The organism is Streptomyces sp. P9-2 (assembly GCF_051903975.1).
Classification (GTDB): Bacteria; Actinomycetota; Actinomycetes; order Streptomycetales; family Streptomycetaceae; genus Streptomyces; species Streptomyces cellulosae.
Window position 1 is genome coordinate 3,984,217 of sequence record NZ_CP192633.1, and the last position, 25,603, is coordinate 4,009,819.

The window sequence follows — 25,603 nt, forward strand, 5'->3', positions numbered from 1 at the left end:
GCCGTTCTCCGGTACGGGGGAGGCGTCGGGGAGTGAAGCGGAGGCGCGCCCGCGCACACGGGCGCCCGCCGGAGTGACCGGCGGGCGCCCGGCGCGTCAGGAGGCGGCGTGCGCCTCCCTCTTGACCCGTTCCGCGACCTGCGGCGGCATCGGTTCGTGGCGGACGTAGCGGCGGCTGAAGCGCGCGGTGCCGTGCGACAGCGACCGCAGGTCGACCGCGTACCGGCCGATCTCGATCTCCGGCACCTCCGCCCGGATCAGCGTGCGCCCGCCGGGCGACTGCTCGGTGCCCAGCACCCGGCCGCGGCGCCCGGACAGATCGCTCATCACGGCGCCCACGTAGTCGTCGCCGACCAGCACGGACACCTCGGCCACCGGCTCCAGCAGATGGATCTTCGTGTCCGCCGCGGCCTCACGCAGCGCCAGCGCGCCCGCCGTCTGGAACGCGGCGTCCGAGGAGTCCACCGAGTGCGCCTTGCCGTCCAGCAGCGTCACCCGTACGTCGACGAGCGGATGCCCCGCCGCGACTCCCTTCTGCGCCTGGGCCCTTACGCCCTTCTCCACCGACGGGATGAACTGCCGCGGCACGGCGCCGCCGACGACCTTGTCCACGAACTCGATGCCGGAGCCGTTCGGCAGCGGCTCCACCTCGATCTCGCAGATCGCGAACTGCCCGTGCCCGCCGGACTGTTTGACGTGCCGTCCGCGCCCGGACGCCTCGGTACCGAACGTCTCGCGCAGCGACACCCGGTGCGGCACCACGTCGACCTGCACGCCGTACCGGCTGCGCAGCCGCTCCAGCGCCACGTCGGCGTGCGCCTCGCCGAGACACCACAGCACCACCTGGTGGGTGTCCTGGTTCTGTTCGAGCCGCATCGTCGGGTCCTCGGCCACCAGGCGGGACAGCCCCTGGGACAGTTTGTCCTCGTCGGCCTTGCTGTGCGCCTCGATGGCCAGCGGCAGCAGCGGGTCCGGCATCTCCCACGGCTCCATGAGGAGCGGATCGTCCTTCGAGGACAGGGTGTCGCCGGTCTCCGCGCGGGACAGCTTCGCCACGCATGCCAGGTCGCCCGCGATGACGTGCGACACGGGCCGCTGCACCTTGCCGAACGGCGTGGACAGCGCGCCGACCCGCTCGTCGACGTCGTGGTCCTCGTGACCCCGGTCGGTCATCCCGTGCCCGGAGACGTGCACGGTCTGGTCGGCGCGCAGCGTCCCGGAGAAGACCCGCACCAGCGACAGCCGACCCACGTAGGGGTCGGAGGACGTCTTCACGACCTCCGCGACCAGCGGGGCGTCCGGGTCGCACGGCGTCAGCTCGCGCGGCCTGCCGTCGGGCGTGGTCACCTGCGGGGTGCCGTGCTCCAGCGGGGTCGGGAAGCCGCCCGTGATCAGGTCGAGCAGCTCCACCGTGCCGAGTCCCTGGCGGGCTCCGGGGGCGGCGGGCGCGGCGGCCAGGACGGGGAAGAAGACACCCCGCGCCACCGCGCGCTCCGCGTCGTCGATCAGCGTCTTGACGTCGACGTCCTCACCGCCGAGGTAGCGGTCCATGAGGGTCTCGTCCTCGCTCTCGGAGATGATCCCCTCGATCAGCCGGCCGCGTGCCTCCTCGATCAGCGGCACCTGGTCCCCGACCGGCTCGTCGGCCACGCGCTCGCCGCTGGAGTAGTCGAACAGCTTGCGTGTCAGCAGCCCGATCAGACCGGTCACCGGCGCGTGTCCGTCCGGCCCCTCGGGGCCGCGCAGCGGCAGGTAGAGCGGCAGCACCGCGTCCGGGTCGTCCCCGCCGAAGGTCCGCGCGCAGACCCGGGTCATCTCCTCGAAGTCGGCGCGGGCCGCCTCCAGGTGCGTGATCACGATGGCGCGGGGCATGCCGACCGCCGCGCACTCGTCCCACACCATGCGGGTCGAGCCGTCCACGCCGTCCGCGGCCGAGACGACGAAAAGGGCCGCGTCCGCCGCTCGCAGACCGGCCCTGAGCTCCCCGACGAAGTCGGCGTAGCCGGGGGTGTCCAGAAGGTTGACCTTGATGCCGTTCCATTCCGCCGGCACCAGGGAGAGCTGCACCGAACGCTGCTGCCGGTGCTCGATCTCGTCGTAGTCGGAGACGGTGCCGCCGTCCTCCACGCGGCCCGCCCGGTTCACCGCCCCCGCGGTCAGCGCGAGGGCCTCCACCAGAGTCGTCTTGCCCGATCCGGAGTGGCCGACCAGCACCACGTTCCGTACGGACGTGGGGCGGTCGGCCGCCTGTGCCCTGCCGGCGGCCCCGGGGTGTGTGTGCGCCTTGTCGCCCATGATCCTGCCTCCCGTGCACGGTGAGGTCACTGTGGGCGCGGACCCGTGGAAGCCTTCCCCGGACCCCGTCCGGGGGCATCGCCTGCGGTGCGGCTCCGGCGGCGCCCGCGGTTCTTCGAGCTTTCCACTCCCGTCACGGCGCGTCCATACGAAGGACGTGATCCCCGCCGTGGCCCCGGTCCCGGCGTGGCGCCGCGGCGGCCCGTGCGCGGCGGTCCGGGTGCCCCGCAGCCACGCCCGCGCTCGGTGACTACGATGGGCCCGCCGGTGGCCAGCAGGGGCCGCACGGCCACACCGACCGTCGGGAAGGCCATGCTGAACAAGTACGCGCGTGCATTCTTCACGCGTGTCCTCACACCGTTCGCCGCGTTTCTCATCCGGCGGGGGGTCAGCCCGGACACGGTCACGCTCATCGGCACCGCGGGCGTGGTGGCCGGCGCGCTGGTGTTCTATCCGCGCGGCGAGTTCTTCTGGGGCACGGTCGTGATCACGCTGTTCGTGTTCTCCGACCTGGTCGACGGCAACATGGCCCGGCAGCTGGGCCGTTCCAGCCGCTGGGGCGCCTTCCTGGACTCCACCCTGGACCGGGTCGCCGACGGCGCGGTCTTCGGCGGCTTCGCCCTCTGGTACGCGGGCTCCGGCGACGACAACGTGCTGTGCGCGGTGTCGATCTTCTGCCTCGCCAGCGGCCAGGTGGTGTCGTACACCAAGGCGCGCGGCGAGTCGATCGGGCTTCCGGTCGCCGTCAACGGGCTGGTGGAGCGGGCCGAGCGGCTGGTGATCTCGCTGGTCGCGGCCGGGCTCGCGGGCATGCACGCGTTCGGCGTGCCCGGCATCCAGTACCTGCTGCCGGTCGCCCTGTGGGCGGTCGCCGTCGGCAGCCTCGTCACGCTGGTCCAGCGCGTGGTCACCGTGCGCCGCGAATCCGCCGAGGCGGAGGCCGCGGAGCAGCAGGCGCAGCAGGGGAGCGAGGCCGCCCAGTGAGCGCCGGGGAGAGGCTCACCGACGCCCTGTACGGCGCGGGCTGGGGCACCGTGAAGAAGCTGCCCGAGCCGGTCGCCGGACGCCTCGGCCGGACCATCGCCGACGCCGCCTGGAAGCAGCGCGGCAAGGGGGTGCGGCGGCTGGAGAGCAACTACGCGCGCGTGGTGCCCGACGCGACCCCCGAGCGGCTCGCGGAGCTGTCCCGCGCGGGGATGCGGTCGTACCTGCGGTACTGGATGGAGTCCTTCCGGCTGCCCGTCTGGAGCCCGGAGCGGATCGCCGAGTCCTTCTCGCCGAAGGACCTGCACCACCTCAACGAAGGCATGGAGGCAGGCAAGGGCGTCGTGCTTGCGCTGCCGCACCTCGCCAACTGGGACCTCGCCGGCGCCTGGGTCACCACCCAGCTCGGAATACCGTTCACCACCGTCGCCGAGCGCCTGAAGCCGGAGACGCTGTACGACCGGTTCGTCGCCTACCGCGAGGGCCTCGGCATGGAGGTCCTCCCGCACAGCGGCGGCTCCGCCTTCGGCACGCTCGCCCGGCGGCTGCGCGACGGCGGCCTGGTCTGTCTGGTCGCCGACCGCGACCTGTCCGCCTCGGGTGTCGAGGTGGACTTCTTCGGCCACACCGCCCGCATGCCCGCGGGGCCCGCCCTGCTGGCCCAGCAGACCGGCGCGCGGCTGCTGCCCGTGACCCTCTGGTACGACGAGCCGCCCGTGATGCAGGGCCGCGTGCATCCCCCGGTCGAGGTTCCCGCGTCAGGTACGCGCGCCGAGAAGACGTCTGTGATGACACAGGCGCTGGCCGACGCCTTCGCCACGGGAATCGCCGAGCATCCGGAGGACTGGCACATGCTGCAGCGGTTGTGGACCGAGGACCTCGACCCCGCGCGCGCCCCCGGGCGGGACCGGGAGGGCACGGCGTGAGGATCGGCATCGTCTGCCCGTACTCCTGGGACGTGCCGGGCGGCGTCCAGTTCCACATCCGCGACCTGGCCGAGTACTTCATCCGCCAGGGGCACGAGGTGTCCGTCCTCGCCCCGGCCGACGACGACACCCCGCTGCCCCCGTACGTCGTCTCCGCGGGGCGCGCGGTGCCGGTGCCGTACAACGGCTCGGTGGCCCGGCTGAACTTCGGGTTCCTGTCCGCCGCGCGGGTACGGCGCTGGCTGCACGACGGCTCCTTCGACGTGGTGCACATCCACGAGCCGTCCTCGCCGTCGCTGGGCCTGCTGACCTGCTGGGCGGCGCAGGGGCCGCTGGTGGCGACCTTCCACACCTCCAACCCGCGCTCCAAGGCGATGATCGCCGCGTACGCCATCCTCCAGGCCGCCCTGGAGAAGATCAGCGCGCGGATCGCGGTGAGCGAGTACGCCCGGCGCACGCTGGTGGAGCACCTGGGCGGGGACGCCGTCGTCATCCCCAACGGCGTCGACGTCGACTTCTTCGCCAAGGCCGAGCCCAGGCCCGAGTGGCAGGGCGACACCATCGGCTTCATCGGCCGCATCGACGAGCCGCGCAAGGGGCTGCCGGTGCTCATGCGGGCCCTGCCGAAGATCCTCGCGGCCCGGCCGCAGACGCGGCTGCTGGTCGCGGGCCGCGGCGACGAGAAGGAGGCCGTGGAGGACCTGCCGAGGGAACTCCGCTCCCGCGTCGAGTTCCTCGGCATGATCAGCGACGAGGACAAGGCGCGGCTGCTGCGGAGCGTGGACCTGTACGTGGCGCCGAACACGGGAGGGGAGAGCTTCGGGATCATCCTCGTCGAGGCGATGTCGGCGGGGGCGCCGGTGCTGGCGTCTGATTTGGACGCCTTCGCCCAGGTCCTGGATCAGGGGGCGGCGGGGGAGCTCTTCACCAACGAGGACGCGGACGCGCTCGCGGACGCGGCGGTGCGGCTGCTGGGCGACCCGGAGCGCCGGGAGGAACTCCGGGCGCGGGGGAGCGCGCATGTACGGCGCTTCGACTGGTCGACGGTGGGGGCGGACATCCTGTCGGTCTACGAGACGGTGACGGCGGGCGCGGCGGCGGTGGCGACGGACGACAGGGCGACGGGCCTGAGGGCCCGCCTGGGCCTGGCCCGGGACTGAGCCCTCGCCGACACCGGCGGGGTGAACGCCCTGAGGGGCGCGGGGAACTGCGCGACCGGCCCCCGACGGGCCGCACCCGGCGTCGCAACCGCGCCCCGGGGCGCAGCCCCACGACAGGAACCCGGCGCGGCCGGTACTAGCCTTGCCGCCCGTGACCCCAACCCTCATCTGGATCCTCGTCGTCCTCATCGCCGTAGGGCTGTACCTCAGTTGGACGGCGGGCCGGCTGGACCGGCTGCACGCCCGGATCGACGCCGCCCGGGCCGCGCTCGACGCGCAACTCCTGCGCCGTGCCTCCGTGGCGCAGGAACTGGCCACCTCCGGTGTGCTCGACCCCGCCGCGTCGATCGTGCTGTACGAGGCCGCCCACGCCGCGAGGCAGGCCGTCGAGGAGCAGCGCGAGGTCGCCGAGAGCGAGCTGAGCCAGGCCCTGCGGGCGGTCTTCGCCGACCCCCAGCAGGTGGACGCGGTGAAGGAGGCCCCCGGGGGAGAGGAGGCCGCCCTCGAACTCGCCGAGGCCGTCCGCCGGGTCCCCATGGCCCGCCGCTTCCACAACGACGCCGTGCGCGCCGCCCGCGCCCTGCGCCTGCACCGCAAGGTCCGCTGGTTCCGGCTGGCCGGACACGCCCCGTTCCCGATGGCGTTCGAGATGGACGACGAACCCCCGGCCGCGCTGATCGAGCGCGCCGCCTGAGGCCTGCCGGCGGTTTCCGGCCACCCGGCACCCCTCTCCCGACCGAAAACGGGCCACCGGCTCATCATTGGCCCTTGCTGTGGCCTGCTCCGGTCACGTTTCCTCGGTGCTGCAGAATCCCCCTCATCCCAGCGAGGTCATTCGTGTCCAGCACGCTCTCCGAAAACCAGGGTCCCGAGACCGGCACCGCGCGCGTGAAGCGCGGCATGGCCGAGCAGCTCAAGGGCGGCGTGATCATGGACGTCGTCACGCCGGAGCAGGCGAAGATCGCCGAGGACGCGGGCGCCGTCGCCGTCATGGCCCTGGAGCGCGTCCCGGCCGACATCCGCAAGGACGGCGGTGTGGCCCGTATGTCCGACCCGGACATGATCGAGGGCATCATCGACGCCGTGTCCATCCCGGTGATGGCGAAGTCCCGCATCGGCCACTTCGTCGAGGCCCAGGTGCTCCAGTCGCTCGGCGTCGACTACATCGACGAGTCCGAGGTCCTCACCCCGGCCGACGAGGTCAACCACTCGGACAAGTGGGCGTTCACCACCCCCTTCGTCTGCGGCGCCACCAACCTGGGCGAGGCCCTGCGCCGCATTGCCGAGGGCGCCGCGATGATCCGCTCCAAGGGCGAGGCCGGCACCGGCAACGTCGTCGAGGCCGTCCGCCACCTGCGCCAGATCAAGAACGAGATCGCCCGGCTGCGCGGCTACGACAACAACGAGCTGTACGCCGCCGCCAAGGAGCTGCGCGCCCCGTACGAGCTGGTCAAGGAGGTCGCCGAGCTGGGCAAGCTGCCCGTCGTGCTGTTCTCCGCCGGCGGTGTCGCCACCCCCGCCGACGCCGCGCTGATGCGCCAGCTCGGCGCCGAGGGCGTCTTCGTCGGCTCCGGCATCTTCAAGTCCGGCGACCCCGCCAAGCGCGCCGCGGCCATCGTGAAGGCGACCACCTTCTACGACGACCCGAAGATCATCGCGGACGCGTCCCGCAACCTCGGCGAGGCCATGGTCGGCATCAACTGCGACACCCTGCCCGAGACCGAGCGCTACGCCAGCCGGGGCTGGTGATGACCGCTCCCGTGATCGGAGTGCTCGCACTCCAGGGTGACGTACGGGAGCATCTGGTGGCCCTGGCCGCGGCGGACGCCGTGGCCAGGCCCGTCCGCCGCCCCGAGGAGCTCGCCGAGGCCGACGGCCTGGTGATCCCGGGCGGGGAGTCCACCACGATCTCCAAGCTGGCCGTGCTCTTCGGCCTGATGGAGCCCCTGCGCGCCCGCGTGCGCGCCGGCATGCCCGTCTACGGCACCTGCGCCGGCATGATCATGCTCGCCGACAAGATCCTCGACCCGCGCTCCGGGCAGGAGACCGTCGGCGGCATCGACATGATCGTGCGCCGCAACGCCTTCGGACGGCAGAACGAGTCCTTCGAGGCCGCCGTCGAGGTCAAGGGGATCTCCGGGGATCCCGTCGAGGGCGTCTTCATCCGCGCCCCCTGGGTGGAGTCCGTCGGCGCGTCCGCCGAGGTGCTCGCCGAGCACGGTGGTCACATCGTCGCGGTCCGCCAGGGCAACGCGCTGGCGACGTCGTTCCACCCGGAGCTGACCGGCGACCACCGGGTGCACCGCCTCTTCACCGACATGGTGCGGGCCAGCCGGCGGGGCGAGTCCTTGTAGGATTCCTGCGTTCGTTGCAGAGATGGGTTACGCGAAGGAGACAGGCAGATGTCCGGCCACTCTAAATGGGCCACGACGAAGCACAAGAAGGCCGTGATCGACGCCAAGCGCGGCAAGCTCTTCGCGAAGCTCATCAAGAACATCGAGGTCGCGGCCCGGATGGGCGGAGCCGATCCCGACGGCAACCCGACGCTGTACGACGCCATCCAGAAGGCGAAGAAGCAGTCGGTTCCCAACAAGAACATCGACTCCGCGGTCAAGCGCGGCGCGGGCCTCGAGGCCGGCGGCGCCGACTACGAGACGATCATGTACGAGGGCTACGGTCCCAACGGCGTCGCGGTGCTCATCGAGTGCCTCACCGACAACCGCAACCGCGCCGCCTCCGACGTCCGCGTCGCGATGACCCGCAACGGCGGCTCCATGGCCGACCCGGGCTCGGTGTCGTACCTCTTCAACCGCAAGGGCGTGGTGATCGTCCCCAAGGGCGAGCTGACCGAGGACGACGTCCTCGCCGCCGTGCTCGACGCGGGCGCCGAGGAGGTCAACGACCTCGGTGAGAGCTTCGAGGTGATCAGCGAGCCGACCGACCTGGTCGCGGTCCGCACCGCGCTCCAGGACGCCGGCATCGACTACGAGTCGGCCGATGCCAACTTCGTCCCGACCATGCAGGTCCAGCTGGACGAGGAGGGCGCGAAGAAGATCTTCAAGCTCATCGACGCGCTGGAGGACAGCGACGACGTGCAGAACGTCTTCGCCAACTTCGACGTGAGCGACGAGATCATGGAGAAGGTCGACGCCTGACGCGTATCGCGGCGGCGGGCCGACGGGACACACCCCGTCGGCCCGCCGCTTTGTCGGTGGCACCCGATAGCCTGCACAAACAGGTGATCGAGCAAGGGGGCGACGCGTGCGCGTACTGGGGGTGGACCCGGGGCTGACCCGGTGCGGTGTCGGCGTCGTCGAAGGGGTCGCGGGACGCCCGCTGACCATGCTCGGCGTGGGAGTCGTCCGCACGCCCGCCGACGCCGACCTCGGGCACCGCCTGGTCGCCGTCGAGCAGGGCCTGGAGCGGTGGCTCGACGAGCACCGCCCGGAGTTCGTCGCCGTGGAGCGCGTCTTCAGCCAGCACAACGTGCGCACGGTGATGGGCACCGCCCAGGCCAGCGCCGTCGCCATCCTCTGCGCCTCCCGGCGGGGCATCCCCGTCGCGCTGCACACGCCCAGCGAGGTCAAGGCCGCCGTCACCGGCTCGGGCCGCGCCGACAAGGCCCAGGTCGGAGCCATGGTGACCCGCCTGCTGCGGCTCGACGCCCCGCCCAGGCCGGCCGACGCCGCCGACGCCCTCGCGCTCGCCATCTGCCACATCTGGCGCGCCCCCGCCCAGAACCGCCTCCAGCAGGCCGTCGCCGCCCACGCGGCGCGCACCCCGCCGACCACACCCCGGGCCCCCGCGGCCCGTCACGCATCGAAAGGCCGTACGGCATGATCGCCTTCGTCAGCGGCACGGTCGCCGCCCTCACCCCCGACACCGCGGTGGTCGAGGTCGGCGGCGTCGGCATGGCCGTCCGGTGCACGCCGGACACGCTGTCCACGCTCCGCGTCGGACAGCCCGCGAAGCTCGCCACCTCCCTCGTCGTCCGCGAGGACTCCCTCACGCTGTACGGCTTCGCCGACGAGGACGGCCGCCAGGTCTTCGAGCTGCTCCAGACCGCCAGCGGCGTCGGCCCCCGGCTCGCCCAGGCCATGCTCGCCGTGCACAGCCCCGACGCCCTGCGCCGCGCGGTGGCCACGGGCGACGAGAAGGCGCTCACGGCCGTCCCCGGCATCGGCAGGAAGGGCGCCCAGAAGCTCCTCCTCGAACTGAAGGACCGGCTCGGCGAGCCCATCGGCGCCCCCGCGGTCGGCGCGCCCGTCGCCTCCGGCTGGCGCGACCAGCTGCACGCGGCCCTCATCGGCCTGGGGTACGCGACCCGCGAGGCCGACGAGGCGGTGGCCGCAGTGACCCCCCAGGCGGAGGCCGCCGAGGGCGCCGTACCGGTGGGGCAGCTGCTCAAGGCCGCCCTGCAGACGCTGAACCGCGCCCGATAGACCGCCGCCCGCCGGCCCACGACCGCGCCCGAGTCCGTACGGAGAGCTGAGGCACACGCACATGAACTGGGACGACACGAACGACACCGCCGCCTCCGAGCGGCTGGTGGAATCGGTCGCCGACCGCGAGGACCAGGCCGTCGAGGCCGCGCTGCGCCCCAAGGACCTGGGCGAGTTCATCGGCCAGGAGAAGGTCCGCGAGCAGCTCGACCTGGTGCTGCGCGCCGCCCGCGCCCGCGGCGCCACCGCCGACCACGTGCTGCTCTCCGGCGCCCCCGGCCTCGGCAAGACCACCCTCTCCATGATCATCGCAGCGGAGATGGGCGCCCCCATCCGCATCACCTCGGGACCGGCCATCCAGCACGCCGGCGACCTCGCCGCGATCCTCTCCTCCCTCCAGGAGGGCGAGGTCCTCTTCCTCGACGAGATCCACCGCATGTCCCGGCCCGCCGAGGAGATGCTCTACATGGCGATGGAGGACTTCCGCGTCGACGTGATCGTCGGCAAGGGCCCCGGCGCCACCGCCATCCCGCTGGAGCTGCCGCCCTTCACCCTGGTCGGCGCCACCACCCGGGCCGGCCTGCTGCCGCCCCCGCTGCGCGACCGCTTCGGCTTCACCGCGCACATGGAGTTCTACGAGCCCGGGGAGCTGGAGCGGGTCGTCCACCGTTCGGCGAGCCTGCTCGACGTGGAGATCGACGCCGAGGGCGCCGCCGAGATCGCCGGACGCTCCCGCGGCACGCCCCGCATCGCCAACCGCCTGCTGCGCCGCGTCCGGGACTACGCGCAGGTCAAGGCGGACGGCCGGATCACCAAGGACGTCGCCGCCGCGGCCCTCGCGGTGTACGAGGTGGACGCCCGGGGCCTGGACCGGCTGGACCGGGCGGTGCTGGAGGCGCTGCTGAAGCTGTTCGGCGGCGGCCCGGTCGGCCTGTCCACGCTCGCCGTCGCGGTGGGGGAGGAGCGTGAGACCGTGGAGGAGGTGGCCGAGCCCTTCCTGGTCCGGGAGGGGCTGCTCGCCCGTACCCCGCGGGGACGGGTGGCGACGCCCGCGGCATGGTCGCATCTCGGCCTCACGCCGCCGCGCCCGCAGGCCGCCGGAAACGGACAAGGGGACCTGTTCGGGGCGTGACGGCGAGCACGCTGGCCCGGGCAGGAACCCCGGTGCCATGCTGAGCGTTGTTCCGTTGGTGCGGACTCGCTTAGACTCCGCCGATGCCGCCCTTGCCGGCGGCACCACATACCCCCAACCATCAGGCCGTTCACCAACGCGGTCGTGTGAAGGAAGTTCCGACCCGTGAGTCTCCTGACCCTCCTCCCGTTCATTGTGCTCATCGGGGCCATGTTCCTGATGACCCGGTCGGCCAAGAAGAAGCAGCAGCAGGCCATCGAGATGCGGAACCAGATGCAGCCCGGTTCCGGCGTCCGCACGATCGGGGGCATGTACGCCACGGTCAAGGAGGTCAACGAGGACACCGTCCTCCTCGACGCCGGGCCTGGTGTGGAGCTGCTGTTCGCCAAGAACTCGATCGGTGCCGTCCTGACCGACGAGGAGTACAACCGGATCGTGCACGGCATCGAGCACGACCTGAAGTCCGACGCCGACGTCGTCCCCGACGACGCCTCCTCCCTCACCGAGACCGACGACGCCTCCGACTCCGACGACACGCCTGTCGACCTCGGCAAGAAGGACGCGGAGGACGAGCCGGCCGACGCCACGGCGGACGCGCGCGCGAAGAAGTCCGAGGGCGACTCCGACGCGAAGTAGCCGCGTTCCGGGGCGCGCGGGTGAAGCCCGCGCGCCCCGGGCCATGCCCGGCTCGCACGGGATCATCCCGACACCATGTCATGGCCGCCGGCCTCCCGACCGGGGACGAGGCGGCCCGAGAGGGAGTACGAGAAGGTGGCAGCACTCAAAAAGGGACGGAACGCGAGCGCCACAAGCAAGCCGTGGCGCTCGCTGGCTCTGATCCTTATCGCCATCGTGGCGCTCACCGGAGGGATGTTCGCCTCCGGGCACACCACTCCGCGTCTCGGCATCGACCTGGCCGGCGGAACGAGCATCACGCTGGCAGCGGTCCCCGAGGCGGGCCAGGAGTCCGCGATCAACAAGACCAACATGGACACCGCGGTCTCCATCATGGAGCGGCGTGTCAACGGTCTGGGCGTCTCCGAGGCCGAGGTCCAGACGCAGGGCGACCGCAACATCATCGTCAACATTCCCAAGGGCACGAATTCCAAGCAGGCCCGGGAACAGGTCGGCACCACCGCCAAGCTCTACTTCCGTCCCGTGATCGCCACCGAGCTGGCCGACGGCGGCGCCGCCCCGCAGCCCAGCGCGACCGGTGAGCCCTCCGCCGCCCCCTCCGGCGACAAGGCCGACGACAAGGCCGGCGACAAGGGGGACAAGGCGACGGACGGCGCGAGCGAGGAGGCCACCGACGGCTCCTCCGCGTCCGCCGACCCCTCGGCGAGCGCCACCACCCAGGGCCGCGCGGTCACCGACGCCCTGAAGGCCGACGAGAGCCCCGCCGCCACGGACAAGGCCAGCCCCTCCCCGTCCGCGACGGGCGGCGCGTCCGACGACCCCGACGCCGAGCTCCAGGCCGCGTACGCCAAGCTCGACTGCACCAAGGAGAGCGTCCGCGCCACGGCCGGCGACGGCGCCAAGGCGACCGATTCCACCGTCGCCTGCGGCCAGAACAGCCAGGGCCAGTGGCAGAAGTACATCCTCGGCCCGGCCGCCGTCGACGGCACCGACGTCGACGAGGCCGACGCCGTCCTGAACACCACCTCCGGCGCCGGCTGGACCGTGACCATGAAGTTCACGGGTGAGGGCTCCAAGAAGTTCGCCGACATCACCGGCCAGCTCGCGCAGAAGCAGTCCCCGCAGAACCAGTTCGCGATCGTCCTGGACGGCGAGGTCGTCTCCGACCCGTACGTCCGGCAGGCCCTGACCGGCGGCAACGCCGAGATCTCCGGCAACTTCAACCAGCAGTCGGCGCAGGAACTGGCCAACATGCTGTCCTACGGCGCCCTGCCGCTGACCTTCCGCGAGGACAGCGTCACCACCGTCACCGCCGCCCTCGGCGGCGAGCAGCTCCAGGCCGGTCTGATCGCCGGCGCCATCGGCCTCGCGCTGGTGATCCTGTACCTGCTCTTCTACTACCGCGGTCTGTCGTTCATCGCGATCGCGTCGCTGATGGTCTCCGCGGCCCTCACCTACGTGATCATGGCGCTGCTCGGCCCGACCATCGGCTTCGCGCTGAACCTGCCGGCCGTCTGCGGCGCCATCGTCGCCATCGGCATCACGGCGGACTCGTTCATCGTCTACTTCGAACGGGTCCGGGACGAGATCCGCGAGGGCCGCTCCCTGCGCCCCTCCGTGGAGCGGGCCTGGCCGCGCGCCCGGCGCACCATCCTGGTCTCCGACTTCGTGTCCTTCCTCGCCGCCGCGGTGCTCTTCGTGGTCACCGTCGGCAAGGTGCAGGGCTTCGCGTTCACCCTGGGTCTGACCACCGTCCTCGACGTCGTGGTGGTGTTCCTCTTCACCAAGCCGCTGCTGACGCTGATGGCCCGCCGCACGTTCTTCGCGAGCGGCCACAAGTGGTCCGGTCTCGACCCGAAGGCGCTGGGCGCGAAACCGCCGCTGCGCCGCACCCGTCGTCCCTCCGCCCCTGCCCAGACGAAGGAGGCGTGAGAGATGTCGAAGCTCGGCACCCTCGGCGCCCGACTGCACCACGGCGAGATCGGCTACGACTTCGTCAAGAACCGCAAGATCTGGTACGGCATCTCGATCCTCATCACCATCACGGCCATCGTCGGCCTGGCGGTGCGCGGCCTGCACATGGGCATCGAGTTCCAGGGCGGCGCGGTCTTCACCACCCCGAAGAACATGAGCGTCTCGGTGTCCACCGCCGAGGACTACGCGGAGGACGCCTCCGGCCACGACGCCATCGTCCAGAAGCTCGGCGACGGCAGCATGCGCATCCAGGTCGCGGGCATCGACACCAAGACCTCGGACACCATCAAGGAGCGGCTCGCCGAGGACCTGAAGGTCGACGCCGAGAAGATCAACGCCGAACTGGTCGGCCCGAGCTGGGGTGAGCAGATCGCCAACAAGGCCTGGCAGGGCCTGGGGATCTTCCTGATCCTGGTGGTGATCTACCTGGCGATCGCCTTCGAGTGGCGCATGGCGCTGGCCGCGTTCGTCGCGCTGATCCACGACATCACCATCACGGTCGGGATCTACGCCCTCGTCGGCTTCGAGGTCACCCCCGGTACGGTGATCGGTCTGCTCACCATCCTCGGCTACTCGCTGTACGACACGGTGGTCGTCTTCGACAGCCTCAAGGAACAGACCAAGGACATCACCAAGCAGACCCGCTGGACCTACAGCGAGATCGCCAACCGGTCGATCAACAGCACCCTGGTGCGGTCGGTCAACACCACGGTGGTCGCGCTGCTCCCGGTGGCGGGCCTGCTGTTCATCGGCGGCGGCGTCCTCGGCGCCGGCATGCTGAACGACATCTCCCTGTCGCTGTTCGTGGGCCTCGCCGCAGGCGCGTACTCCTCGATCTTCATCGCCACCCCGCTCGTCGCCGACCTCAAGGAGCGCGAGCCGGCCATGAAGAGCCTGAAGAAGCGCGTGCTGGCCAAGCGCGCCCAGGGCGGCGACCCGGACGAGGGCCAAGACGCCCTCATGACCGATGACGACCAGGACGAGCCCGACGTCGCGGCGGCGGTCGTCGGGCCCCGCAACCAGCCCGCGTCCCGTGCCCGTGGCCGCGGCCGACCCTCGGGGAAGCGCCGATGAGCGACCACGCCGACCTGTCCGCCCTGCTGCTGAGCCGCATCCGGGACGTGGCGGACTACCCGGAGCCGGGCGTGATGTTCAAGGACATCACCCCGCTCCTGGCCGACCCCAAGGCGTTCGACGCGCTCACCGAGGCCCTCGCGGACGTCGCCCGCCGGGCCGACGCCACCAAGATCGTCGGCCTGGAGGCCCGCGGGTTCATCCTGGGCGCCCCGGTCGCCGTCCGCGCCGGCCTCGGCTTCATCCCCGTCCGCAAGGCGGGCAAGCTCCCCGGGGCCACCCTCAGGCAGTCGTACGACCTGGAGTACGGCTCGGCGGAGATCGAGGTCCACGCGGAGGACCTCGGCGCCGAGGACCGCGTCCTGGTCGTCGACGACGTCCTGGCCACCGGCGGCACCGCCGAGGCGTCCGTGCAGCTCATCCGCAGGGCGGGCGCCGAGGTCGCGGGCCTCGCGGTGCTGATGGAGCTCGGCTTCCTCGACGGCCGGGCCCGGCTCGAGCCCGCCCTGGCGGGCGCCCCGCTGGAGGCGCTGCTCACGGTCTGAGAAACCCCTGGGGCGCCGGAGACGGCCCCGGAAACAGCACGCAGGCGGACCCGGAGGAATCCGGCGTCCGCCTCGTGCGTTTCTCCTGTTGACGGTCCTCACACCGCTCCGGAGACGTTCGGCGGGCCCGGGCTCGCTACCATGGGGTCTCCGGAGCCTGACCGGGGGACCCGGATCGCGCACGAGGAGCCCTCTTGCCAGACGAGGCCCAGCACCTGACCGCCGCCAAGCCCGAGCCCGCCTCGGCGCCGGCGGCCAAGCCCGCGCCGGACACGCCCCAGGCGAAGAACGACACCCGCGGGCCGGTCCAGCGTGCCCAGGGGGCTCCCGTGGACAAGCCCGAGCAGCCGCATCCCAAGCCGTCCCCGCCCGAGCGCTCCGCGTCCCTGGCCCGGCCCAACACCGGCCAGCCCCGCTCCGGCTCCTCCAACCGCGTCCGCGCCCGCCTGGCCCGGCTCGGCGTCCAGCGGGCCAACCCGTACAACCCGGTGCTGGAGCCGCTGCTGCGGATCGTCCGGAGCAACGACCCGAAGATCGAGAACGCCACGCTGCGCCAGATCGAGCGGGCCTACCAGGTCGCCGAGCGCTGGCACCGCGGCCAGAAGCGCAAGAGCGGCGACCCGTACATCACGCACCCGCTCGCGGTGACCACCATCCTCGCCGAGCTCGGCATGGACCCGGCCACGCTGATGGCGGGCCTGCTGCACGACACGGTCGAGGACACCGAGTACGGCCTGGAGGACCTGCGCCGCGACTTCGGCGACGTGGTCGCGCTGCTCGTCGACGGCGTCACCAAGCTGGACAAGGTCAAGTTCGGCGAGGCCGCCCAGGCCGAGACCGTGCGCAAGATGGTCGTCGCCATGGCCAAGGACCCCCGCGTCCTGGTCATCAAGCTCGCGGACCGCCTGCACAACATGCGCACCATGCGCTACCTCAAGCGCGAGAAGCAGGAGAAGAAGGCGCGCGAGACCCTCGAGATCTACGCGCCGCTCGCCCACCGCCTGGGCATGAACACCATCAAGTGGGAGCTGGAGGACCTCGCCTTCGCGATCCTCTACCCCAAGATGTACGACGAGATCGTCCGCCTGGTCGCCGAGCGCGCCCCCAAGCGCGACGAGTACCTCGCCATCGTCACCGACGAGGTGCAGCAGGACCTGCGGGCCGCCCGCATCAAGGCGACGGTCACGGGACGCCCCAAGCACTACTACAGCGTCTACCAGAAGATGATCGTCCGCGGCCGTGACTTCGCGGAGATCTACGACCTGGTGGGCATCCGCGTCCTCGTGGACACCGTCCGCGACTGCTACGCGGCCCTCGGCACGGTGCACGCGCGATGGAACCCGGTCCCCGGCCGGTTCAAGGACTACATCGCGATGCCCAAGTTCAACATGTACCAGTCGCTGCACACGACGGTCATCGGCCCCGGCGGCAAGCCCGTCGAGCTGCAGATCCGCACGTTCGACATGCACCGCCGCGCCGAGTACGGCATCGCCGCGCACTGGAAGTACAAGCAGGAGGCCGTCGCCGGCGCCTCCAAGATCCGCACCGACGCGCCCAAGTCGTCCGGCAAGAGCAAGGACGACCACCTCAACGACATGGCGTGGCTGCGGCAGCTCCTCGACTGGCAGAAGGAGACCGAGGACCCGGGAGAGTTCCTGGAGTCGCTGCGCTTCGACCTCTCGCGCAACGAGGTCTTCGTCTTCACCCCCAAGGGCGACGTCATAGCGCTGCCCGCGGGCGCCACCCCGGTGGACTTCGCGTACGCGGTGCACACCGAGGTCGGCCACCGCACCATAGGCGCCCGGGTCAACGGCCGTCTGGTGCCGCTGGAGTCGACCCTGGACAACGGCGACCTGGTGGAGGTCTTCACCTCCAAGGCGGCCGGCGCGGGCCCCTCCCGCGACTGGCTCGGCTTCGTGAAGTCGCCCCGCGCCCGCAACAAGATCCGCGCCTGGTTCTCCAAGGAGCGCCGCGACGAGGCGATCGAGCAGGGCAAGGACTCCATCGTCCGCGCCATGCGCAAGCAGAACCTGCCGATCCAGCGCATCCTCACGGGCGACTCGCTGGTCACGCTGGCCCACGAGATGCGCTACTCGGACATCTCCGCGCTGTACGCGGCGATCGGCGAGGGGCACGTCTCCGCGCAGAACATCGTGCAGAAGCTGGTGCAGGCCCTCGGCGGCGAGGAGGCGGCCACCGAGGAGATCGACGAGTCGGTCCCGCCCACCCGCAGCCGCCGCAAGCGCCGCTCCAGCGCCGACCCGGGCGTCGTCGTCAAGGGCGTCGAGGACGTGTGGGTCAAGCTGGCCCGCTGCTGCACCCCGGTGCCCGGAGACCCGATCATCGGCTTCGTCACCCGCGGCAGCGGCGTCTCGGTCCACCGCAGCGACTGCGTGAACGTCGACTCGCTGTCCCGTGAGCCGGAGCGGATCCTCGAGGTCGAGTGGGCGCCCACCCAGTCCTCGGTGTTCCTCGTCGCCATCCAGGTCGAGGCGCTGGACCGCTCCCGGCTGCTGTCGGACGTCACGCGCGTGCTGTCCGACCAGCACGTCAACATCCTGTCCGCGGCCGTCCAGACCTCCCGCGACCGGGTCGCCACCTCCCGCTTCACCTTCGAGATGGGCGACCCCAAGCACCTGGGCCACGTCCTGAAGGCCGTACGCGGAGTGGAGGGCGTCTACGACGTCTACCGCGTCACCTCGGCCCGCAACCGCGGCTAGGACGCGGGGAAGACACACGGAAGGGCCCGCCGTACCCGAGGTACGGCGGGCCCTTCGTGTTCGTCGCCCGGGTCAGCCGCCGAACTCCTGGAGACCCTTCAGGGCCTGGTCCAGCAGGGCCTGGCGGCCCTCCAGCTCGCGCTCCAGCTTCTCCGCCTTCGCGGTGTTGCCCTGCGCGCGGGCCTGCTCGATCTGGCCCTTCAGCTTGTCCACGGCGGCCTGCAGCTGACCGGTCAGACCCTCGGCCCGGGCACGGGCCTCCGGGTTGGTCCGGCGCCACTCGGCCTCCTCGGCCTCCTGGATCGCCCGCTCCACGGCGTGCATCCGGCCCTCGACCTTCGGGCGGGCGTCCCTCGGCACATGGCCGATGGCCTCCCAGCGCTCGTTGATCGCGCGGAACGCGGCCCTGGCGGCCTTCAGATCCGTGATCGGGAGGAGCTTCTCCGCCTCGCCGGCCAGCTCCTCCTTGAGCTTGAGGTTCTCCGCCTGCTCCGCGTCACGCTCCGCGAACACCGAGGAACGGGCCGCGAAGAAGACGTCCTGGGCGCCGCGGAAGCGGTTCCACAGTTCTTCCTCGTGCTCGCGCTGGGCACGGCCCGCGGCCTTCCACTGCGCCATCAGATCGCGGTACCGGGCCGCGGTCGGGCCCCAGTCCGTCGAACCGGACAGCGCCTCGGCCTCGGCGACCAGCTGCTCCTTGATCCGGCGGGCATCCTCGCGCTGCGCGTCCAGCTGCGCGAAGTGCTGCTTGCGCCGCTTGGAGAACGCCGACCGCGCGTGCGAGAACCGGTGCCACAGCTCGTCGTCGGACTTGCGGTCCAGCCGCGGCAGACCCTTCCAGGTGTCCACCAGGGCCCGCAGCCGCTCGCCGGCCGCCCGCCACTGGTCGGACTGCGCCAGCTCCTCGGCCTCGGCGACCAGCGCCTCCTTGGCCTGCCGCGCCTCCTCCGACTGACGGGCCCGCTGCGCCTTGCGCTCCTCGCGGCGCTTCTCGACCAGCTCCACGAGCTTGTCCAGCCGGACCCTGAGGGCGTCCAGGTCACCGACCGCGTGATGGGCGTCGACCTGCTCGCGCAGATGGTCGATCGCGGCCATGGCGTCCTTGGACGACAGGTCGGTCGTCCTCACCCGCTTCTCGAGGAGGCCGATCTCGACAACCAGGCCCTCGTACTTGCGCTCGAAGTAGGCCAGCGCCTCGTCAGGGGAGCCGGCCTGCCAGGAACCGACGACCTTCTCGCCGTCGGCCGTACGCACGTACACGGTCCCCGTCTCGTCGACGCGGCCCCACGGGTCGCTGCTCACAGCGCCTCCTCCACATGATGCCGTCGAGGGGCCTGTGTGCTCCCCCGGGCATCGTCCACAGTTTCGTCACGGCCAACATAGGCGACCGACGGGATGCCTGTCCGCATCCCGCGCGACCGAAATTACGCAGTTGGGGCTCAGGATGCGGTGACGGTCGCCTTGTCGATCACGACCGTCGCGTTGGGCGCCCCGTCGCCGGCCCCGGTGCTCTCCCCGGCGTCGGCGATCTTCTTCAGAACCTTCAGGCCCGCGTCCGAGACGGTGCCGAACGGTGTGTAGCTGGGCGGAAGCTGGCTGTCCTCGTAGACCAGGAAGAACTGGCTGCCGCCACTGTCCTTCTGCCCGGTGTTGGCCATCGCGACCGTGCCCGCCGGGTAGGTGTTGTTCTTGAGGCTCGCGTCCTTCAGGTTCTCGTCCGGGATCGTGTAGCCGGGACCGCCGGTGCCGGTGCCCGTGGGGTCGCCGCACTGCAGGACGTAGATGCCGTCGGTGGTGAGCCGGTGGCACTTGGTGTGGTCGAAGTAGCCCTTGCCGGCGAGGAAGTTGAACGAGTTGACCGTGTGCGGGGCGGCCGACGCCTTCAGCGCGACGTCTATCGTCCCGCAGGTGGTCTCGAGCTTCATCGTGTAGTCGGCCGACTTGTCGATCGACATCGCCGGCTCCTTCTTCCACGTCTGCTTCCCGGCCTCGCCCGCGGCCGGCTTCTCGCACGGGTCCGGGGCCTTGCCGGGCTCCTCGGCCTCGGGCGTGACCTCCGCGGCCGCGTTGGTCTTGTCGTCGTCCTGCTTGAGCACCCCGGTCGTGTACAGCGCGAGGCTGCCGATCAGGGTCACACCGAGCACCGACGCGATGACCGCGTTGCGGACGCGCGCCTTGCGCCGCGCCTCGGTACGCCGCTGCTGCTGCCGCAAGAACTTCTCCCGGGCGAGCTGACGCCGCCGCTGCTCCTGGCTGACCACCGGGTTCTCTCCTCATGCGTCTCGTGTGCCGGCCGGTACGCGTGCGTGCGTGCGGTGAGCCGACCGCCTGCGTGTGCCCCGTACCGTATATGGGTTCGCTGAGGAATCGGCAGCGCCGGTAGGCTCTGACCACGGGCGCAGCCCGTCGCAAGCCTCCCGTACCGACACAAACGAAGGACGATCGTGCTCATTGCCGGGTTCCCCGCCGGGGCATGGGGGACGAACTGTTATCTCGTCGCCCCCGCCGCCGGCGAGGAGTGCGTGATCATCGACCCGGGCCACCAGGCCGCCGACGGTGTGGCGGAGGCGGTCCGCAAGCACCGGCTGAAGCCCGTCGCCGTCGTCCTCACCCACGGCCACATCGACCACGTCGCCTCGGTGGTCCCGGTCTGCGGCGCGCACGACGTGCCCGCCTGGATCCACCCCGAGGACCGGTACATGATGAGCGACCCGGAGAAGGGCATAGGCCGCGCCATCGGCATGCCGCTCATGGGGGAGCTGACGGTGGGGGAGCCGGACGACGTCAAGGAGCTCACCGACGGCGCCGCGCTGAAGCTGGCCGGTCTGGAGTTCTCCGTCGCGCACGCCCCGGGCCATACCAAGGGGTCGGTGACCTTCAGCCTGCCCGAGTCGGCCGACATCCCGCCGGTCATGTTCTCGGGCGACCTGCTGTTCGCCGGCTCCATCGGACGCACCGACCTGCCCGGCGGTGACATGGCCGAGATGCTCGACTCGCTGGCCCGCGTGTGCCTGCCGCTCGACGACTCGACCGTGGTGCTGTCCGGCCACGGCCCCCAGACCACCATCGGCCAGGAGCGCGCCACCAACCCCTATCTGCGGCAGGTGGCCGCCGGCCCGGGAGCCCGGACCGAGGCTCCCCGACGAGGAATGTGACGAGTACTTCCGTGAGCACCTTCAAGGCCCCCAAGGGCACCTACGACCTGCTGCCGCCGGACTCCGCCAAGTACCTGGCCGTCCGTGAGGCGATCGCCGCCCCGCTGCGCGGCTCCGGCTACGGCTACATCGAGACGCCCGGCTTCGAGAACGTCGAGCTGTTCGCGCGCGGCGTCGGCGAGTCCACCGACATCGTGACCAAGGAGATGTACGCCTTCGAGACCAAGGGCGGCGACAGGCTCGCCCTGCGCCCCGAGGGCACCGCCTCCGTGCTGCGCGCCGCCCTCGAGGCCAACCTGCACAAGGCGGGCAACCTCCCGGTCAAGCTGTGGTACTCCGGCTCGTACTACCGCTACGAGCGCCCGCAGAAGGGCCGTTACCGCCACTTCTCGCAGGTCGGCGCCGAGGCGATCGGCGCGGAGGACCCGGCGCTGGACGCCGAGCTGATCATCCTGGCCGACCAGGCGTACCGCTCCCTGGGGCTGCGGAACTTCCGCATCCTGCTCAACAGCCTGGGCGACAAGGAGTGCCGTCCCGTCTACCGGGAGGCCCTGCAGACCTTCCTGCGCGGCCTGGACCTGGACGAGGACACCCTGCGCCGCGCGGAGATCAACCCGCTGCGCGTCCTGGACGACAAGCGCGAGTCGGTGCAGAAGCAGCTCGGCGGCGCCCCGCTGCTGCGCGACTACCTGTGCGACGCCTGCAAGGCGTACCACGAGGAGGTGCGCGAGCTGGTCACGGCGGCGGGCGTGGTCTTCGAGGACGACCCCAAGCTGGTACGCGGCCTGGACTACTACACCCGCACCACCTTCGAGTTCGTCCACGACGGCCTCGGCTCCCAGTCCGCGGTGGGCGGCGGCGGCCGCTACGACGGCCTGTCCGAGATGATCGGCGGCCCCGCGCTGCCGTCCGTCGGCTGGGCGCTCGGCGTCGACCGCACGGTGCTGGCCCTGGAGGCGGAGGGCGTCGAGCTCGAACTGCCCGCCACCACCAGCGTGTTCGCCGTGCCGCTCGGCGAAGAGGCCCGCCGGGTCCTGTTCGCGAAGGTCACCGAGCTGCGCAAGAACGGCGTGGCCGCGGACTTCGCCTTCGGCGGCAAGGGCCTCAAGGCCGCGATGAAGGCGGCCAACCGCTCGGGCGCGCGGTACGCGCTGGTGCTCGGCGAGCGCGACATCGAGCAGGGCGTGGTCCAGCTCAAGGACATGGAGTCCGGCGAGCAGACCGCGGTCGGCATGAACGAGATCGTGGCGGAGCTCGAGTCCCGCCTCGGCTGAGACGTCGTCCCGTCCCGGGCGCCGGGTCCCCTTCCGAGGGGCCCGGCGCCCGTGTCGTCAACGGCACAGATCCCGGTGCCACCCCGGCGGGGGACCTTTGGCCGGACGCGCGTGCGAAGGGCCCGCGAGGACCGGCCGAAACCCCGTGCCCGGGGTCGAACGCCCGTCCGTCCTTATGCGGGTCCAACGGCGCGTTCACGGGGCCGTACGGCACAATGACCCCTGCCCGAAGCAGGTCCAGACTCACCAGTGACGGAATCGGCGTATGAGCAGGACGACAGTCAGGGACGTCGACATGGAGCCAGAACCCTCCGCCTCGCAGCAGCGGGCCGCGGACGCACCGCGCACCGAGGGCGCCGGCCGCGCCCTCGCGCTGCTCCTGGTGATCACCGGCGCGGCCGGCGTGCTCGCCGCCTGGGTGATCACGCTCGACAAGTTCAAGCTGCTCGAGGCCAAGGTCAAGGGCGAGACGTTCGTCCCCGGCTGCAGCCTCAACCCCGTGGTCTCCTGCGGCAGCGTCATGGAGAGCGACCAGGCCTCGGTCTTCGGCTTCCCCAACCCGATGCTCGGCCTGGTGACCTACGGCATCGTGGTCTGCGTCGGCATGAGCCTGCTCGCCCGGGCCCGCTTCCCCCGCTGGTACTGGCTCACCTTCAACGCGGGCACCCTCTTCGGCGTCGCCTTCTGCGCCTGGCTGATGGTCCAGTCCCTGTACCGGATCAACGCCCTGTGCCTGTGGTGCTGCCTCGCCTGGGTCGCCACGATCGTCATGTTCTGGTACGTGACGTCCTTCAACGTCCGCAAGGGCTTCCTGCCCGCGCCCTCCTGGCTCAGGGGCTTCTTCGGCGAGTTCACCTGGGTCCTGCCCGTGCTGCACATCGGGATCATCGGCATGCTGATCCTGACCCGCTGGTGGGACTTCTGGACCAGCTGACCGCCCGCCCGGGCTGTCGGCGCGGTGCCTTAGGGTTTCAGCGTGGAGCCCGACCTGTTCACCGCCGCAGCAGAAGAACGCCAGGAGAAGGACCCCGCCGGGAGCCCCCTGGCGGTCCGGATGCGCCCGCGCACCCTCGACGAGGTGGTGGGCCAGCAGCACCTGCTGAAGCCGGGCTCCCCCCTGCGCAGACTGGTCGGCGAAGGCTCCTCGGGCCCCGCGGGACCCTCCTCGGTGATCCTCTGGGGCCCGCCCGGCACGGGCAAGACGACCCTCGCCTACGTGGTCTCCAAGGCCACCAACAAGCGCTTCGTGGAGCTGTCCGCGATCACCGCGGGCGTCAAGGAGGTCCGCGCGGTCATCGACGGCGCCCGCCGTGCCTCCGGGGGGTACGGCCAGGAGACCGTCCTCTTCCTCGACGAGATCCACCGCTTCAGCAAGGCGCAGCAGGACTCCCTGCTTCCCGCCGTGGAGAACCGCTGGGTCACGCTCATCGCGGCGACCACCGAGAACCCGTACTTCTCGGTCATCTCCCCGCTGCTCTCCCGCTCCCTGCTGCTCACCCTCGAGCCGCTCACCGACGACGACGTCCGGGGCCTGCTGAAACGCGCCCTCACCGACGAGCGGGGTCTCAAGGGCGCCGTCACCCTCCCCGACGACACCGCCGAGCACCTGCTGCGCATCGCCGGCGGGGACGCCCGCCGCGCCCTCACCGCGCTGGAGGCCGCCGCCGGCGCCGCGCTCGACAAGGGCGAGTCCGAGGTGAGCCTGGCGACCCTGGAGGAGACGGTCGACCGGGCTGCCGTGAAGTACGACCGCGACGGGGACCAGCACTACGACGTCGCCAGCGCCCTGATCAAGTCCATCCGCGGCTCCGACGTGGACGCCGCCCTGCACTACCTGGCCCGCATGATCGAGGCCGGCGAGGACCCCCGCTTCATCGCCCGCCGGCTGATGATCTCCGCCAGCGAGGACATCGGCCTCGCCGACCCGAACGCCCTGCAGATCGCGGTCGCCGCCGCCCAGGCCGTCGCCATGATCGGCTTCCCCGAGGCCGCCCTCACCCTCAGCCACGCGACCATCGCCCTGGCGCTCGCCCCCAAGTCCAACGCGGCCACCACCGCGATCGGCGCCGCCCTGGAGGACGTCCGCAAGGGACTGGCGGGACCGGTGCCCTCCCATCTGCGCGACAGCCACTACAAGGGCGCCGGCAAGCTCGGCCACGGCAAGGGCTACACCTACCCGCACGACCTGCCCGAGGGCATCGCCGAGCAGCAGTACGCCCCGGACGCCCTGAAGGACCGCGAGTACTACGAGCCGACGCGGCACGGCGCCGAGGCGCGGTACGCGGACGCGGTGGAGTGGACGAGGAAGCACCTCGGTCGCAGGCGGTCCTGAGCACCCTGTAGAATCACGCGAAGTGCTGTGTCCCGTGTCCGGCTCCGGTCGGCGCCTCAGGCGGGACGACCAGCCGGATCTTCGATCCAGGAGCGTCGCGCACCGTTGTAGGTGTCGCGGGCAGCCCACCACCACCCCGTAAGTCCAGGGGACCGGTCGGTGGGCCGTTCGTGTGCTGCACGTATGTGCCCAGACCAGGGAGCGGCTGCCTGGCTCGTCCTTCGCGGACCTGCCGGGATTCCCGGGCTGCGGATGCGACCTCCCGTAACCCTGAGGCAGCCGACAGGAGACAAGGAAAAGAAGTGGCGAACCAGTCCCGCCCCAAGGTCAAGAAGTCGCGTGCCCTCGGTATCGCGCTGACCCCGAAGGCCGTCAAGTACTTCGAGGCCCGCCCGTACCCCCCGGGTGAGCACGGCCGTGGCCGCAAGCAGAACTCGGACTACAAGGTCCGTCTGCTGGAGAAGCAGCGTCTGCGCGCGCAGTACGACCTCTCCGAGCGCCAGCTCGTCCGTGCCTACGAGCGCGCCTCCAAGACCTCGATGAAGACCGGCGAGGCCCTGGTCATCGAGCTCGAGCGCCGTCTCGACGCGCTGGTCCTGCGTTCGGGCATCGCCCGGACGATCTACCAGGCCCGCCAGATGGTCACCCACGGCCACATCCAGGTGAACGGCAAGAAGGTCGACAAGCCCTCCTTCCGTGTCCGCCCGGACGACGTCGTGGAGGTCCGCGAGCGCAGCAAGGAGAAGACCCTCTTCACGATCGCTCGTGAGGGTGGCTTCGCCCCCGACGGTGAGATCCCGCGCTACCTGCAGGTGAACCTCAAGGCCCTGGCGTTCCGCCTGGACCGCGAGCCGAACCGCAAGGAGATCCCGGTGATCTGCGACGAGCAGCTCGTCGTCGAGTTCTACGCCCGCTGATCCAGCAGGCGCGCGGTATCCCGAGCCCGTCGTCCCT

At 71.3% G+C, this 25,603-nt stretch carries 23 protein-coding genes; 20 read left to right on the forward strand and 3 right to left on the reverse strand.

Annotated elements, in window-relative coordinates; translation table 11 throughout:
• Positions 1 to 96: 96 nt before the first annotated feature.
• Positions 97 to 2,295, reverse strand: coding sequence for an elongation factor G-like protein EF-G2 (locus tag ACQY0Z_RS18295; RefSeq protein ID WP_189901328.1), 2,199 nt, complete (start codon positions 2,293 to 2,295; stop codon positions 97 to 99).
• Positions 2,296 to 2,550: 255 nt separating this feature from the next.
• Between ACQY0Z_RS18295 and pgsA the strand changes: the two genes are divergently transcribed.
• The 15 genes from pgsA (at position 2,551) to relA (ending at position 17,888) form a co-directional block, all read left to right on the forward strand.
• Positions 2,551 to 3,279, forward strand: coding sequence for a phosphatidylinositol phosphate synthase (gene pgsA, locus ACQY0Z_RS18300; RefSeq protein ID WP_189901537.1), 729 nt, complete (start codon positions 2,551 to 2,553; stop codon positions 3,277 to 3,279).
• Positions 3,276 to 4,205, forward strand: coding sequence for a phosphatidylinositol mannoside acyltransferase (locus ACQY0Z_RS18305; protein ID WP_189901326.1), 930 nt, complete (start codon positions 3,276 to 3,278; stop codon positions 4,203 to 4,205). Before pgsA ends, ACQY0Z_RS18305 begins: the two co-directional genes overlap by 4 nt.
• Positions 4,202 to 5,365, forward strand: a complete 1,164-nt coding sequence (locus tag ACQY0Z_RS18310) for a glycosyltransferase family 4 protein (RefSeq protein ID WP_189901325.1) — start codon at positions 4,202 to 4,204, stop codon at positions 5,363 to 5,365. Before ACQY0Z_RS18305 ends, ACQY0Z_RS18310 begins: the two co-directional genes overlap by 4 nt.
• Positions 5,366 to 5,516: 151 nt before the next feature.
• Complete coding sequence (locus ACQY0Z_RS18315) at positions 5,517 to 6,059, forward strand: hypothetical protein (RefSeq protein ID WP_189901323.1); 543 nt, start codon at positions 5,517 to 5,519, stop codon at positions 6,057 to 6,059.
• Positions 6,060 to 6,202: 143 nt separating this feature from the next.
• Positions 6,203 to 7,114: a pyridoxal 5'-phosphate synthase lyase subunit PdxS gene (pdxS, locus tag ACQY0Z_RS18320; RefSeq protein ID WP_439812542.1), complete on the forward strand. Its 912-nt coding sequence runs from the start codon at positions 6,203 to 6,205 to the stop codon at positions 7,112 to 7,114.
• Positions 7,114 to 7,719, forward strand: a complete 606-nt coding sequence (pdxT, locus tag ACQY0Z_RS18325; RefSeq protein WP_189901321.1) for a pyridoxal 5'-phosphate synthase glutaminase subunit PdxT — start codon at positions 7,114 to 7,116, stop codon at positions 7,717 to 7,719. Before pdxS ends, pdxT begins: the two co-directional genes overlap by 1 nt.
• A 48-nt stretch (positions 7,720 to 7,767) precedes the next feature.
• Complete coding sequence (locus ACQY0Z_RS18330) at positions 7,768 to 8,520, forward strand: YebC/PmpR family DNA-binding transcriptional regulator (protein WP_189901319.1); 753 nt, start codon at positions 7,768 to 7,770, stop codon at positions 8,518 to 8,520.
• Between the two features lie 106 nt (positions 8,521 to 8,626).
• Entirely contained in the window at positions 8,627 to 9,205 is a 579-nt protein-coding gene (ruvC, locus tag ACQY0Z_RS18335; protein WP_189901317.1) for a crossover junction endodeoxyribonuclease RuvC, read from the forward strand.
• Positions 9,202 to 9,807 carry a Holliday junction branch migration protein RuvA gene (ruvA, locus tag ACQY0Z_RS18340; protein ID WP_254586534.1) on the forward strand — a complete coding sequence of 202 codons (606 nt, stop codon included), beginning with the start codon at positions 9,202 to 9,204 and terminating at the stop codon, positions 9,805 to 9,807. Before ruvC ends, ruvA begins: the two co-directional genes overlap by 4 nt.
• Before the next feature lie 61 nt (positions 9,808 to 9,868).
• Complete coding sequence (ruvB, locus tag ACQY0Z_RS18345) at positions 9,869 to 10,939, forward strand: Holliday junction branch migration DNA helicase RuvB (RefSeq protein ID WP_189901313.1); 1,071 nt, start codon at positions 9,869 to 9,871, stop codon at positions 10,937 to 10,939.
• Positions 10,940 to 11,104: 165 nt separating this feature from the next.
• Positions 11,105 to 11,575, forward strand: coding sequence for a preprotein translocase subunit YajC (gene yajC, locus ACQY0Z_RS18350; protein WP_439812543.1), 471 nt, complete (start codon positions 11,105 to 11,107; stop codon positions 11,573 to 11,575).
• Positions 11,576 to 11,710: 135 nt separating this feature from the next.
• Positions 11,711 to 13,507, forward strand: coding sequence for a protein translocase subunit SecD (gene secD / locus ACQY0Z_RS18355; protein WP_439812544.1), 1,797 nt, complete (start codon positions 11,711 to 11,713; stop codon positions 13,505 to 13,507).
• A gap of 3 nt (positions 13,508 to 13,510) precedes the next feature.
• The gene (gene secF / locus ACQY0Z_RS18360; protein ID WP_254586536.1) at positions 13,511 to 14,623 is read left to right on the forward strand and encodes a protein translocase subunit SecF; all 1,113 of its coding nucleotides are present in this window, start codon (positions 13,511 to 13,513) and stop codon (positions 14,621 to 14,623) included.
• Complete coding sequence (locus ACQY0Z_RS18365; RefSeq protein WP_254586537.1) at positions 14,620 to 15,168, forward strand: adenine phosphoribosyltransferase; 549 nt, start codon at positions 14,620 to 14,622, stop codon at positions 15,166 to 15,168. The genes secF and ACQY0Z_RS18365 overlap by 4 nt, the downstream gene beginning before the upstream one ends.
• A 194-nt stretch (positions 15,169 to 15,362) precedes the next feature.
• Positions 15,363 to 17,888, forward strand: coding sequence for a GTP pyrophosphokinase (relA, locus tag ACQY0Z_RS18370; RefSeq protein WP_347225672.1), 2,526 nt, complete (start codon positions 15,363 to 15,365; stop codon positions 17,886 to 17,888).
• 72 nt (positions 17,889 to 17,960) lie between these two features.
• Here the strand turns inward: relA and ACQY0Z_RS18375 are convergent, their stop codons facing one another.
• Both ACQY0Z_RS18375 and ACQY0Z_RS18380 read right to left on the reverse strand, forming a co-directional pair.
• Positions 17,961 to 19,190 (reverse strand): DUF349 domain-containing protein, encoded by a 1,230-nt coding sequence (locus ACQY0Z_RS18375; RefSeq protein ID WP_189901306.1) that lies wholly within the window; start codon positions 19,188 to 19,190, stop codon positions 17,961 to 17,963.
• Between the two features lie 137 nt (positions 19,191 to 19,327).
• Positions 19,328 to 20,149 (reverse strand): peptidylprolyl isomerase, encoded by an 822-nt coding sequence (locus ACQY0Z_RS18380; RefSeq protein WP_439812545.1) that lies wholly within the window; start codon positions 20,147 to 20,149, stop codon positions 19,328 to 19,330.
• Positions 20,150 to 20,332: 183 nt separating this feature from the next.
• Between ACQY0Z_RS18380 and ACQY0Z_RS18385 the strand changes: the two genes are divergently transcribed.
• The 5 genes from ACQY0Z_RS18385 (at position 20,333) to rpsD (ending at position 25,566) form a co-directional block, all read left to right on the forward strand.
• Positions 20,333 to 21,043, forward strand: coding sequence for an MBL fold metallo-hydrolase (locus ACQY0Z_RS18385; protein ID WP_026243669.1), 711 nt, complete (start codon positions 20,333 to 20,335; stop codon positions 21,041 to 21,043).
• Between the two features lie 11 nt (positions 21,044 to 21,054).
• Complete coding sequence (gene hisS / locus ACQY0Z_RS18390) at positions 21,055 to 22,317, forward strand: histidine--tRNA ligase (RefSeq protein WP_189901302.1); 1,263 nt, start codon at positions 21,055 to 21,057, stop codon at positions 22,315 to 22,317.
• A gap of 265 nt (positions 22,318 to 22,582) precedes the next feature.
• Positions 22,583 to 23,251, forward strand: coding sequence for a vitamin K epoxide reductase family protein (locus ACQY0Z_RS18395; RefSeq protein ID WP_189901301.1), 669 nt, complete (start codon positions 22,583 to 22,585; stop codon positions 23,249 to 23,251).
• Positions 23,252 to 23,293: 42 nt separating this feature from the next.
• Positions 23,294 to 24,649 (forward strand): replication-associated recombination protein A, encoded by a 1,356-nt coding sequence (locus ACQY0Z_RS18400; protein WP_028960950.1) that lies wholly within the window; start codon positions 23,294 to 23,296, stop codon positions 24,647 to 24,649.
• Between the two features lie 302 nt (positions 24,650 to 24,951).
• Entirely contained in the window at positions 24,952 to 25,566 is a 615-nt protein-coding gene (gene rpsD, locus ACQY0Z_RS18405; RefSeq protein WP_439812546.1) for a 30S ribosomal protein S4, read from the forward strand.
• Positions 25,567 to 25,603: the final 37 nt, after the last annotated feature.